This is a genomic window from Pinirhizobacter sp. (assembly GCF_035317885.1).
GTDB lineage: Bacteria > Pseudomonadota > Gammaproteobacteria > Xanthomonadales > Rhodanobacteraceae > Pinirhizobacter.
Map to the genome: position 1 here is coordinate 1 of NZ_DATHFX010000401.1, position 9,519 is coordinate 9,519.

Here is a 9,519-nt window from a genome sequence, read left to right on the forward strand (position 1 = left end):
AATGTTTCGCCTGGCTGCTAAGACATACCGGCGGCTACGAGGAGTTCCGCAAACGGACCCTGGTGGCTCCGACCAGCAAGTTCTTTCGAAGATCCGGCGAGACCGGCCACGCGTTCGCGGCAGCGCTGTTCGAGCAGACCCGGCACCACGCGATGATGTCCGACTGGCCCTGCGCCATTGAGCCCCAGGAAGACGATCCGGAAACGAAAGTATCGAGATACGCGTTCGTCCAGGGCGCGCCTCAAGGACCCGCGGGCACGTTTCGTCGCACCGACGAAGGCGTGCTGATCACATACCATCCTAAGCATGTGGGCGATGCGATGAGCCTGATCGCAACATTCGCGCACGAGCTCGCACATTACCGTACAGCCAACTTTCCCGAACCTCCGCCTGGCGGATGGGACGTATGGGAGCCAGCCACCGACCTGGCGGCCGTGTTCCTGGGTTTCGGTATATTCCTTGCGAACACGCGTTTTCAGTTTTCGCATTTCACATCCGCCGACTCAAGCGGATGGCGATGGCAGCAGCAGGGCTATGTGAGCGAGGCGGAAATCCTGCAGATGCACGCCATCTTCTGTGTGCTGCAGGAGCTGTCTCCGAAGGAGACATTGGCGCATTTGAAGCCGGCGCTGCGCGGAATGTTCAAGCGTCTATATAAGGAAGTTTTGACCGATACCGCGCGCGTTGCGAATCTCAGGACGGCAGGTCCTTGCTAGAAGACGCCATCCGGGTCGCGCTAGGGCGGCAGCATGGACGCGAGTTGCAATTAATGATTAGTTGTCCTACAGTTAATCATAACTTGCAGGGCGAGATTTATGACTAGCGACGTTGTTGCCCGGGTGGAGCGTGGCGCCTTTCCCAGCATCGACCACATTCATCTCTCCCGCCTGGCTGCTGCGGGTGCAGTCGATGGCGCACGAGCCATCGGCATGGCTGGCAAGTGGGTGCTGCTGGTGGTTTCCAAGGGTCATGAGTGGGTGCTGACTGCCACTCGATCCAAGTCCCCCCGCGGCTTCGCAAAGGTTGAAACGCTGTTAGGCTATTTGAGGGAACTGGATGTTCCCCAGCTGGACGTGGATGTCGGCACCGCGGCGAATGTAGCCGTAAAAACGCGACGTCGTGAAGACCGTTCGGAAGCGCTCCGCGCTCTATGGGATGCCGACATCAAGGAAGCGAGATCCGATCCCCGGCCCCAGATAGCCCACGCCGATGTACTTGCCCGGTCGCAAGCCCGCTGGGCAGCTGACCTTGACGAAGAGGCAAAGTCCAAGCAGAAACCCAGATCACGATGATCTAGGATCAACCCATCAAGGATGAGTGATGACAGTGGTCTGGGAGGCCGTGGCGCAAGACGATATGGATGAGGTCTACAAACGGCGAAAGAATTTCGCTGGCGTTCGTTCGGCAATTGCCTTCGAACAACGAATCCATGATCTCATTGAATCGATCGACATCGGATTGATTTCTCACTTGCCTGAGTTCCCGTTCGCCCCCGAATGCAAGGCACTTGTTGGTTCCAGTCACTTCATCATTTACTCCCGAACCAATGGGGTGACTACTATCGCCCGCATCCGCGGCGTCGAGCCCTAAGAACGGCCAATCGCCATCCGCGCCTCGAACACATCAACCCATGCCGGCGCCTCGACACAGGCTTCGCGCATGCGCGCGACTTCCGACTTCCATCGCCCGAGCTCCTCGGGCGAGCGCTCTACCCGCAGTACGTGGTGAACCAGATCGTTCCTGCGCAGCCGAGTTCGGCCCAGGCGGCGGAGCCAGCGGCGGAACTCCACCAGGGTGGGATCGCGCGGCTCATAAAGAAGCAGTGACACTTCGTGCAGGGTCGCCAGCTGGTTGGTGAAGTTCAGCCGCCTTAGTACCGGCTGCGAGAATTCGGCCGTGCCACCGGGCAGGCAGGCAGCGATGCAAGCTTCAAGGCAGGATTCCAGGCGCGCGGACCACACCATGATTTCGCCGACAAGTGCGTGGAACTCGTTTTCGTCCGTGATTGGCATCGATGCTCCGGGGCCGTGGCCACCTCCCACGAAGGAGGTGGCGGCGTGCCGGGCTCGAAAAACCGCGCTAGAAGAAACGGCTTGGGCAAGGCCCACACCGACACGCCGCCATATGCGACGCACGCACGCCGCGAATTGATCGCGGCGTGCGTCTTCTAGCAAAACGGGTTTTCGAGACCCGGTTACCTCGACCGAGGCAACCCTGCAATGGTGCCGTCCGCGACTCTGGCAGTCGATAGTAAGCGTCTCAAAGTTAGCCAGCCTTTCCTATGGCAGGTTGCTCAATCTTCTGGCGGCGAAAGAAAACGGGGTCAGAGTGATTACTCTGACCCCTTGATCGCGGGCCCTCTACCCAGAACCGGAGGCTCCGTTCCAGGTCGGCGCTTGGAACACCAGGTCGAAGTTATCCGGATCACGCAGGCTGAGTTGCCTTATGCCGTAGGAAGCCATCGCCGGCGGATCGATCTTCAAACCTGCCCGCGTGAAGGTGGCATAGGCGCCATCAAGGTCTGGGCAGCCGATGTACAGACATGTGTCGCCGTGCGTGGCCATTCGGAATGCGTCGGGGGTACCTGGCCTTTCGCCGGCATCGTAAGCCGTGTTCAGCATCAGATCGACACTTCCCGAGCGCAGCCACATCCAATGGGAGAATGTCCCCTCCGGTGTCTCGACAACGGGCGACGCAGAGACCACATCGAAGCCGAGCTTGTCCCGATAGAACGCCAGCGAGGTCGGCATGTCGAATACTTGCATGAGCGGTGTAAGGCCTAGGAACTTCGTTGACATAGGACCTCCGGGTGGAGTGAAACTGTCAAGGGCGTTCAGCAGCTCGCTATGGACTCTAACCCCTATCCCATTCGCGAAGCATACGCCGGGATATCAACAGATTCCTTGCAGGAAGAATGAGACCCGATTCGAACGGGGTCAGGAAAATAGTGAACAACACAATGAGGACAATGCCGGCACTTCGTGACCGCGGATCAATAGCGCGACAAGTGTTATGCACAAGCAAGGTATAGAGCAGGACCGGGGGCACGGTGACCAGCGTGAACAATAGGGCCGTGAGGACTCCAGTTCGCCCCACATCCGCAGCCCCCAATGCACACATCAACAAAAACCAGATGACGTGAATGACGTACGCCTTCATCAGGCGCGACCGTCTTTTACGCAGCAGGTCTATAAGGGCTGATTCCACGGCGCCCATCATGCCAATGCCGCGGGATGTTGCGTCAGTGCTACAAGTCTCCCATCCCCCGCAACAGTGCCGCATGGAAGGCATCCGGATCCTGCAGCTGCGGTGCGTGCCCGGCATCAGGAAACTCCACGAGCTTCGCTTCGGGAATAGCCGCAACCGTCGCACGGGCCAGCTGTGGGTAATTCCCCAGCGCAGGACGCTTGTCTTCCGGGGCGAACTCCTTGCCGATGGCTGTGTTGTCCTTGTCGCCGATCATCAGCAAGGTGCGAACCTTCAACTGCGGGAACTCGTAGACCACGGGCTGCGTCAGGATCATGTCGTAGAGCAAGGCGGAGTTCCATGCCACCACTTCTTTGCCGGACCCGCGGTACATGCCCGCCAGCATTTGCACCCAGCGATCGTAATCAGCGCGCCAGTGGCCGGCGAAGTACGTGTTTTTCTCGTAGGTCTGGATGCGCTCGGCGGTGGTGCCAAGCTCCCGCTGGTACCACCGGTCTACCGATATGGGCGGCACGCCCTTGGCTTTCCAGTCTTCCAGGCCGATCGGATTCACCAGTACCAGTTGCTGGGTTTCCTTCGGGTAGGTCAAGGCGTAGCGAACACCAAGCATCCCGCCGGTGGAATGGCCAATGATGGTGGCAGCGTGTATGTCGAGCGAGTGCAGCAGATCGTTGGTGTTCTTTGCCAGCTGCTGGAAGCTGAACTGGTAACTGGACGGTTTGCTCGATTTGCAGAAGCCGACCTGGTCGATGGCGATCACGCGGTAGCCGGCCTTGGCCAATACCTTGATGGTTTCGCCCCACGTAGCGGAGCAGTAATTCTTTCCGTGGAGCAATACGGCCGTGCGCCCGTTCGCGGTCCCCGCATCCGGCGCAACATCCATGTAGGCCATCTTGAGTTCTTGCCGCTGCGACTGGAACGTGTAGTACAAAACGGGATACGGGTAGTCGAAGCCCTGAAGTTCCGCGCCATACGCCGGGCCGGAGTCATTCACCGACGACGCCTGGCCGAATGCCGCTGACGGCAGGCAAGCCGACAAACCGGCAAGTGCCAGGTAGCAAGCGATATAGCGGATGTTCTTCATGGGCGAAATGACGGCATGGCTAACGCGATCACACGATTCTACTGGCTGCCCAAGTAACGCAGACCGTCCGACGTACCGAACGGGCCGCATGCCCATCGCCGATTCAGGCCGCGTAGCGCTCGAGCCAATGCGCATACGGCGCGGGCAACGTCCACGATGGACGCTCCACGCCCAACGCTTTCGCGGCCTGATACGGCCAATGCGGATCGGCCAGATGGCCTCGCCCCACCATCACCAGATCCAGCTGCCCTGCCTGCACCGCCTGCTGCGCGAGTTCGGGCGTACCGAAGCCCCACGCCGACGACACGGGAAGTCCCGCCTCGTTGCGCACGCGTTCGGCAATGGGCCCCAGGAAGGCGGGGCCCCAGGGAATATTGGCCGTTGGCGTGGAGAAGCCGACGCTCACGCCAAGCATGTCCAGGCCGCGTTGTTTGAACCCCTTGGCGAGCTCGATGGACTCGGCGAGGGTTTCCTCGTCACGCCCGTCGTACTCGATCACACCCAGGCGAGCGGTGAGCGGAAGATGCTCTGGCCACACTTCGCGTACGGCGGCCACGGTTTCAAGCAGGAAGCGGCTGCGGTTTTCCAGGCTGCCGCCGTAGAGGTCGTCGCGGTGATTGGAGTGCGTGGAGAAGAAGCTCTGGCCCAGGTAGCCATGGGCGAAGTGCAATTCCAGCCACTCAAAGCCGGCAGCCAGCGCGCGCTTCGCCGCGGCGACGAAATCCGCCTGCACACGAATGATGTCCTGCCTTGTCATGGCTTGTGGCAGCTTCGACAAGCCGCCGCCATAGGCGACAGCCGATGGCGCGATGGTCTGCCAGCCGCGCGGGTCGTCTTCGGCCATGTGGTCGTCGCCTTCCCAGGGACGGTTCGCACTGGCCTTGCGGCCGGCATGCGCGATCTGGATGCCCGGGACGCCGCCAGCCGCCTTGATCGCCTGCACCACCGGCACCAACGCGGCGGCCTGGGTGTCGTTCCACAGGCCCGCGCAACCCGGGGTGATCCGGCCTTCCGGCGACACCGCCGTGGCCTCCACGATCAGCAGACCCGCACCGCCGCGCGCGATGCCGGCAAGGTGCACGCGGTGCCAGTCGTTGATCACGCCCTCTTCGGCGGTGTATTGGCACATCGGCGGCACGGCGATGCGGTTGCGCAGGGTGACGCCCTTGAGTTTGAACGGATCGAACAGGGAAGCCATGGGGGACGATTCCTTGAGGGAAATTCTAAAGTTCGATAATATTCGAACTATCGAGGGAAGGTCAAATACCCTAGAATTCGCCCCATGCGTCCGTACAAACACCCCACGATCGACCAGTTTGCCCTGGAACGGATATTCCAGGCACTGAGCGACCCTATCCGTCTGGAAATCGTTCGGCACCTGGATCGCGTCACCGAAGCCACCTGCGGTGAGCTGGACGGCGGCCGCCCGAAATCGAGCATGTCCCACCACTTCCGCATCCTGCGTGACGCCGGCCTGGTGCAAACCCGCGGGGCCGGCACGGTGCACCAAAACACCCTTCGCCGCGACGAATTGAACGCGCGCTTTCCCGGGTTGCTCGACGCCATCCTGGCCCAGCCCGCCGGCTGATCGCGACGACGCACTTGAGAAAGCCCGGCGCGAAGCCGGGCTTCCCCAACGACCATTCAAGTCACCCTATTGCTTCATTGCCACCAGGGTCGTTTCGCGATTGCTCTGCTTGTCCGTCACGACCGTGGTCATGGTCTTCCCATCAGCCGATACCGTCATCTTCGATACGGCGGTTTCCTTTCCGCTCATCATCGTTGTCTCCTGCAAAACCTTGCCCACCATCTTCACGGTGACCATGTCGGTGCCTGGGTCGCCTTTATAGGGTGCCGGCTTGCCATCCAGCTTGGCCGTATACGACTCACCGCGAGGGGTGTTCATGGTGATGGTGTCGCCATCGATCTTGTAGGTATAGGTGAGCATGTTGTCCGAAGCATTTTGGTAGCTTGAGGTGCGCCAGGAGCCCGCTAACGCATGCGATCCCGCCGGCGCGGCAGCGACACGCGTCATCGTGCCCTTGACGCTGGCGTCGGCAGTGCCTGGGCGGTAGGAGATGGCGTCAAACGTTGCTGTCTTGCCATCCGCCGCTACGGTGGTGGTTTCGGTATAGACAGTCTTGCCATCCTTCTTGCCGGTCTCGACCACCGAATGGTCGTCGACCACCTTCACCGACATTGTTTCGATGCGTGGATGCCCGGTGACGGGGTGATCCATACCGTCCGCCGCAACCTTGATCGGCGGTGAGCAATCGCATGTGTATTGGCCATCCTTGAGCGTGAAGACCATCGGCTTGGTGGAGGCCTTCACCTTGTCGACGTCGATTTTCCAGGTACCGTCGAAAGCACTTTGCGCCATGGCAATGCAGGGCAGCAGGCATGCCAAAAGCATCCCGCTGAAAAGTAACCTTTTCATAGACCATCCTCGACTAGCTATAACCGCGGCCGAGATCGCCCAGATAGCTCAGGTCCCCCAAGGTGCCAGTTCCACCTCTTTCTCCGAGTCCCAGCCAAGGCAACGTATCACCCAGGCGACACGCCGGGCATTGGCCGTTTAGCCGAGGTGTTGCGCGCTCAGACTGAAGCGAGGTTATCCACGTGACTGTGGACAACGCGAAGCGGTGCGGCGTTGGGTTGGTCGATGACCATGAAGATGTCGTCGCCTATGCGGACCAGCTCACGACCATCTTCCTGCAGGAACCAGCGGGGCCGGGTATGCGGGGTGTCGGCATCACTTGTAAAAATGTCGTGACGCCTGCCGAAGCTGTCATTAACCGTGAGTTGCATGAGCTTGTCCGCCGGCTGGGGTCCGCTCAGCGTACGCGGGCAATTGTGCTGTTTCAAGACAGGAAAGAGGAGGGCCGGGGGCGCCCCTCCTCCGTGCGACCAGTGTCGCGCTTACCTTATCCCAACACTTTCAAACTCATCCGTGAATTAGTTGACGCAGGAGTTGATCTTGGTCTGGATCTGGGCCGACGTGGCGCCGTTGATGCTCACCCAGGAAAGACCCGCACCGGCGACACCGATGGTGTTCACCTGGCCCTTCACCGTCGACTTCGGAAAGGCGGCGCCGGCGCAGTCGTCCAGCGAACCACTGATAGTGCTCGATGTCGAACCGAATCTGGTCATCGGTCACGTGGCTCGCTGCAGGCGCCACGGGGAGCTGCGTTTGCTCAGTACCCAGGCATTGAAAACTAAGGCAGGCCAAGTGCTGCAAGCATGAATTTTTTGAGGTCGGGCATGTTTCTCATTGTGAACCCATTGGGCCTTGGATACTTCAGGCGTAAGGCCTACCCGACTCGCGTCGTTCTCTTACGCAAGAGCGCCCGAAGCGCCATTACGTATTTCCACGCATAGGTCTAACGTTGTCCACCATGCCGATGAAGCCACGCGGGAAAGGCACATGCTCGACGCCACTGATCGAAGCGGATTGACCACCTCAGCAGAGCCATGCATCGGATGTGTCGTAAATTCCGCTGCGTCTATTGAATACGCGCCCCCTGAAGGAGATCATTCCGCCATGTCCATTGAACTCCTCAAGGATCTCTCCACGCGCGTCCTCTCACTTGAGAGCGATTCACGCAGGAACACGAGCGATATTGCGGCCATCAAGGCCACACTTGCTCACATGCCAAGCAAGTATTGGATCGCTGCCTGGGGCCTGTCTGCGCTGAGCGCGCTCACGCTGGTGCAGTGGCGCGTCATCTCTATGCTGCTGGAACGGTTGGGCGCGTAAGCGCGCGCCCGACGTCGCGCGCGCCATGGGGCGGTAGCATCCCGCCAGCCGCGCTCATGGCTGCCGGGTCAGCTTCACCCAGAACGGAAGCACCGTCATGCTGGCAGGCGTCTTGTCCCAGGCGTCTATCTCGCCGTCGATACGGTCGCCTCGCAACTTCAGGCTCAGGCTCAACTTCGTCACCTTCGCGCGCTCGGCATCTGGCGCGCCGGCCCGCCCTGTGGTGTCACCTGAAATCCAGCCGTCCACGATCCCCAGGTCGGTGATGGGTGCAGTCGGCTGTCCATCGATGGCAAATGTACCTTTGCCTTGTCTGTCGATCACGAGCGTCGCATTGACGCGATGACCCTGTGCCTGGCGCCACGTCCGAGTGCGGCGCATGCAACTGGTCGATCTGCGCGTCGGTAAGGATGGCTTTCTGGTCAGGCAGATGATCCTTCAGGTGAAGCATCGCAAAGCGCGCCAGGTCGTGCGCACTGGACATCACCTCGCCCGACCCCGGCGTGGCAGTAAGGTAGAACGGCAGCGGCTTGCCATCGTCCGTGTGGCGCACGGCCATCGACGGGCGACGGGAAACATCGGTGTCGAAGAAGGTATCGTGCATACCCAGCGGCGCCAGCACGGCCTTGCGCAGGTACTGCCCATACTCCATGCCCGATTGACGGGCGATGATGCCAGCCAGCGCGCCCATGCCTACGTTGGAATAGGCGTAATGCTCGCCCGGAAGCGCCACCGTGTGGCCATAGTCTTCCAGCATTTGATCGACGGACGGCTGATGGTCGTCGGTGCCGTTGGCCTTACCCAGATATTCATTGCCAGGGTGGTCGAGCTTGATCTTCCGGCCGCCACCAGCGTCATCAGCGCGGTCGTGGTGAATGGCTTGGTGGTGGAGGCGATGGAAAATGGCGTGTGCGCCGTTACCTTCCTGCCCGCCTGCTGGTCGGGGCGTCTCATTGGCGCTGGTGAGCCGTGGCAGGATAACGGAGGAAAGTCTGCCGCGCGGCGCCACCACGAGCTTGTGCCACCGGTCATTTAAACCTTTTTGAGAGGCGCCGCTCGGTTGAGCCAGGCCACGCTAGAGAATCTTCTCCAGCACCGCCACCAATGCATCGTGCACCACCCGCTCGGTGATCGCCTCGGCCGGGTATGTCTTGGTGGAACTCTCGCCAGGCTTGTCGGGGCCGGTGGTGGAAGTAACCAGGGTGACATCCATGCTGGCCTTGTCGCCAAAGAACTTCACGCTGGGACACTCCGGGGTGGTGAGCTTCTTCTGCGACGCAACGAGGAACTGGAACAACACACCCGGTGGGACTGGCAGCCCTTTTACCTCGGGACTGGTGAGGGTAATGCGACTTTCCATGCCCTGCAGGCTCAATAGCTTCGCGAACGCCTCCATCGCTGGCTGGATCACCGTCTCGCGGATCATCAGGAACTGGCGGGTAAAGGCCACCTGCTGCGTTTCACGGTCCAT

The 9,519-nt window shown here is 60.6% G+C and carries 15 protein-coding genes and 1 pseudogene; 6 read left to right on the forward strand and 10 right to left on the reverse strand.

Annotated features, from left to right (window positions below):
• The 3 genes from VK519_RS13170 to VK519_RS13180 all read left to right on the forward strand — a co-directional run.
• Positions 1-716: hypothetical protein (locus VK519_RS13170; protein WP_324350450.1), on the forward strand; the 716-nt coding region annotated here is incomplete at its 5' end.
• Between the two features lie 99 nt (positions 717-815).
• On the forward strand, positions 816-1,292 hold the full coding sequence (locus tag VK519_RS13175; RefSeq protein ID WP_324350452.1) for a hypothetical protein: 477 nt from the start codon (positions 816-818) through the stop codon (positions 1,290-1,292).
• Positions 1,293-1,320: 28 nt separating this feature from the next.
• On the forward strand, positions 1,321-1,590 hold the full coding sequence (locus VK519_RS13180; protein WP_324350453.1) for a hypothetical protein: 270 nt from the start codon (positions 1,321-1,323) through the stop codon (positions 1,588-1,590).
• Here the strand turns inward: VK519_RS13180 and VK519_RS13185 are convergent.
• The 4 genes from VK519_RS13185 to VK519_RS13200 all read right to left on the reverse strand — a co-directional run bounded on the left by VK519_RS13185 (position 1,587) and on the right by VK519_RS13200 (position 5,489).
• Positions 1,587-2,012, reverse strand: coding sequence for a hypothetical protein (locus tag VK519_RS13185; RefSeq protein ID WP_324350455.1), 426 nt, complete (start codon positions 2,010-2,012; stop codon positions 1,587-1,589). The two genes, VK519_RS13180 and VK519_RS13185, sit on opposite strands and share 4 nt — an antisense overlap.
• A gap of 348 nt (positions 2,013-2,360) precedes the next feature.
• Complete coding sequence (locus tag VK519_RS13190; protein ID WP_324350457.1) at positions 2,361-2,765, reverse strand: VOC family protein; 405 nt, start codon at positions 2,763-2,765, stop codon at positions 2,361-2,363.
• A 482-nt stretch (positions 2,766-3,247) separates the two neighbouring features.
• On the reverse strand, positions 3,248-4,282 hold the full coding sequence (locus VK519_RS13195; RefSeq protein WP_324350471.1) for an alpha/beta fold hydrolase: 1,035 nt from the start codon (positions 4,280-4,282) through the stop codon (positions 3,248-3,250).
• Between the two features lie 112 nt (positions 4,283-4,394).
• Entirely contained in the window at positions 4,395-5,489 is a 1,095-nt protein-coding gene (locus tag VK519_RS13200; RefSeq protein WP_324350458.1) for an NADH:flavin oxidoreductase/NADH oxidase, read from the reverse strand.
• 84 nt (positions 5,490-5,573) lie between these two features.
• On the opposite strand from VK519_RS13200, the gene VK519_RS13205 reads away from it, so the two are divergent.
• Positions 5,574-5,879, forward strand: a complete 306-nt coding sequence (locus VK519_RS13205) for an ArsR/SmtB family transcription factor (protein WP_324350460.1) — start codon at positions 5,574-5,576, stop codon at positions 5,877-5,879.
• Between the two features lie 66 nt (positions 5,880-5,945).
• Here the strand turns inward: VK519_RS13205 and VK519_RS13210 are convergent, their stop codons facing one another.
• The 3 genes from VK519_RS13210 to VK519_RS13220 all read right to left on the reverse strand — a co-directional run bounded on the left by VK519_RS13210 (position 5,946) and on the right by VK519_RS13220 (position 7,441).
• Positions 5,946-6,728, reverse strand: a complete 783-nt coding sequence (locus VK519_RS13210; RefSeq protein ID WP_324350461.1) for a hypothetical protein — start codon at positions 6,726-6,728, stop codon at positions 5,946-5,948.
• A gap of 158 nt (positions 6,729-6,886) precedes the next feature.
• On the reverse strand, positions 6,887-7,099 hold the full coding sequence (locus VK519_RS13215) for a hypothetical protein (protein WP_324350462.1): 213 nt from the start codon (positions 7,097-7,099) through the stop codon (positions 6,887-6,889).
• Positions 7,100-7,246: 147 nt separating this feature from the next.
• On the reverse strand, positions 7,247-7,441 hold the full coding sequence (locus VK519_RS13220) for a hypothetical protein (RefSeq protein ID WP_324350464.1): 195 nt from the start codon (positions 7,439-7,441) through the stop codon (positions 7,247-7,249).
• Between the two features lie 391 nt (positions 7,442-7,832).
• Between VK519_RS13220 and VK519_RS13225 the strand changes: the two genes are divergently transcribed.
• Complete coding sequence (locus VK519_RS13225; RefSeq protein WP_324350465.1) at positions 7,833-8,048, forward strand: hypothetical protein; 216 nt, start codon at positions 7,833-7,835, stop codon at positions 8,046-8,048.
• A gap of 54 nt (positions 8,049-8,102) precedes the next feature.
• Here the strand turns inward: VK519_RS13225 and VK519_RS13230 are convergent, their stop codons facing one another.
• Both VK519_RS13230 and VK519_RS17855 read right to left on the reverse strand, forming a co-directional pair.
• Positions 8,103-8,429 carry a hypothetical protein gene (locus tag VK519_RS13230; protein ID WP_324350467.1) on the reverse strand — a complete coding sequence of 109 codons (327 nt, stop codon included), beginning with the start codon at positions 8,427-8,429 and terminating at the stop codon, positions 8,103-8,105.
• A 25-nt stretch (positions 8,430-8,454) separates the two neighbouring features.
• Positions 8,455-8,805 (reverse strand): annotated as a pseudogene (locus VK519_RS17855) (serine hydrolase domain-containing protein); the annotation flags it as partial.
• Positions 8,806-8,823: 18 nt separating this feature from the next.
• On the opposite strand from VK519_RS17855, the gene VK519_RS17875 reads away from it, so the two are divergent.
• The gene (locus tag VK519_RS17875; RefSeq protein ID WP_422662150.1) at positions 8,824-9,084 is read left to right on the forward strand and encodes a hypothetical protein; all 261 of its coding nucleotides are present in this window, start codon (positions 8,824-8,826) and stop codon (positions 9,082-9,084) included.
• Positions 9,085-9,123: 39 nt separating this feature from the next.
• Here VK519_RS17875 and VK519_RS13240 read toward each other — a convergent pair.
• A partial coding sequence (locus VK519_RS13240) for a hypothetical protein (protein ID WP_324350470.1) occupies positions 9,124-9,519 on the reverse strand: 396 nt, incomplete at its 5' end.

What these genes read in the sequence shown, in the direction of transcription:
- VK519_RS13225 (WP_324350465.1), top strand. Translation starts at nt 7,833, where the DNA reads ATGTCCATTGAACTCCTCAAGGATCTCTCCACGCGCGTCCTCTCACTT.
- VK519_RS13190 (WP_324350457.1), bottom strand. Translation starts at nt 2,765, where the DNA reads ATGCAAGTATTCGACATGCCGACCTCGCTGGCGTTCTATCGGGACAAG.
- VK519_RS13180 (WP_324350453.1), top strand. Translation starts at nt 1,321, where the DNA reads ATGACAGTGGTCTGGGAGGCCGTGGCGCAAGACGATATGGATGAGGTC.
- VK519_RS13215 (WP_324350462.1), bottom strand. Translation starts at nt 7,099, where the DNA reads ATGCAACTCACGGTTAATGACAGCTTCGGCAGGCGTCACGACATTTTT.
- VK519_RS13220 (WP_324350464.1), bottom strand. Translation starts at nt 7,441, where the DNA reads ATGACCAGATTCGGTTCGACATCGAGCACTATCAGTGGTTCGCTGGAC.
- VK519_RS13175 (WP_324350452.1), top strand. Translation starts at nt 816, where the DNA reads ATGACTAGCGACGTTGTTGCCCGGGTGGAGCGTGGCGCCTTTCCCAGC.
- VK519_RS13230 (WP_324350467.1), bottom strand. Translation starts at nt 8,429, where the DNA reads ATGCGCCGCACTCGGACGTGGCGCCAGGCACAGGGTCATCGCGTCAAT.
- VK519_RS13210 (WP_324350461.1), bottom strand. Translation starts at nt 6,728, where the DNA reads ATGAAAAGGTTACTTTTCAGCGGGATGCTTTTGGCATGCCTGCTGCCC.
- VK519_RS13200 (WP_324350458.1), bottom strand. Translation starts at nt 5,489, where the DNA reads ATGGCTTCCCTGTTCGATCCGTTCAAACTCAAGGGCGTCACCCTGCGC.
- VK519_RS17875 (WP_422662150.1), top strand. Translation starts at nt 8,824, where the DNA reads ATGGTCGTCGGTGCCGTTGGCCTTACCCAGATATTCATTGCCAGGGTG.
- VK519_RS13185 (WP_324350455.1), bottom strand. Translation starts at nt 2,012, where the DNA reads ATGCCAATCACGGACGAAAACGAGTTCCACGCACTTGTCGGCGAAATC.
- VK519_RS13205 (WP_324350460.1), top strand. Translation starts at nt 5,574, where the DNA reads ATGCGTCCGTACAAACACCCCACGATCGACCAGTTTGCCCTGGAACGG.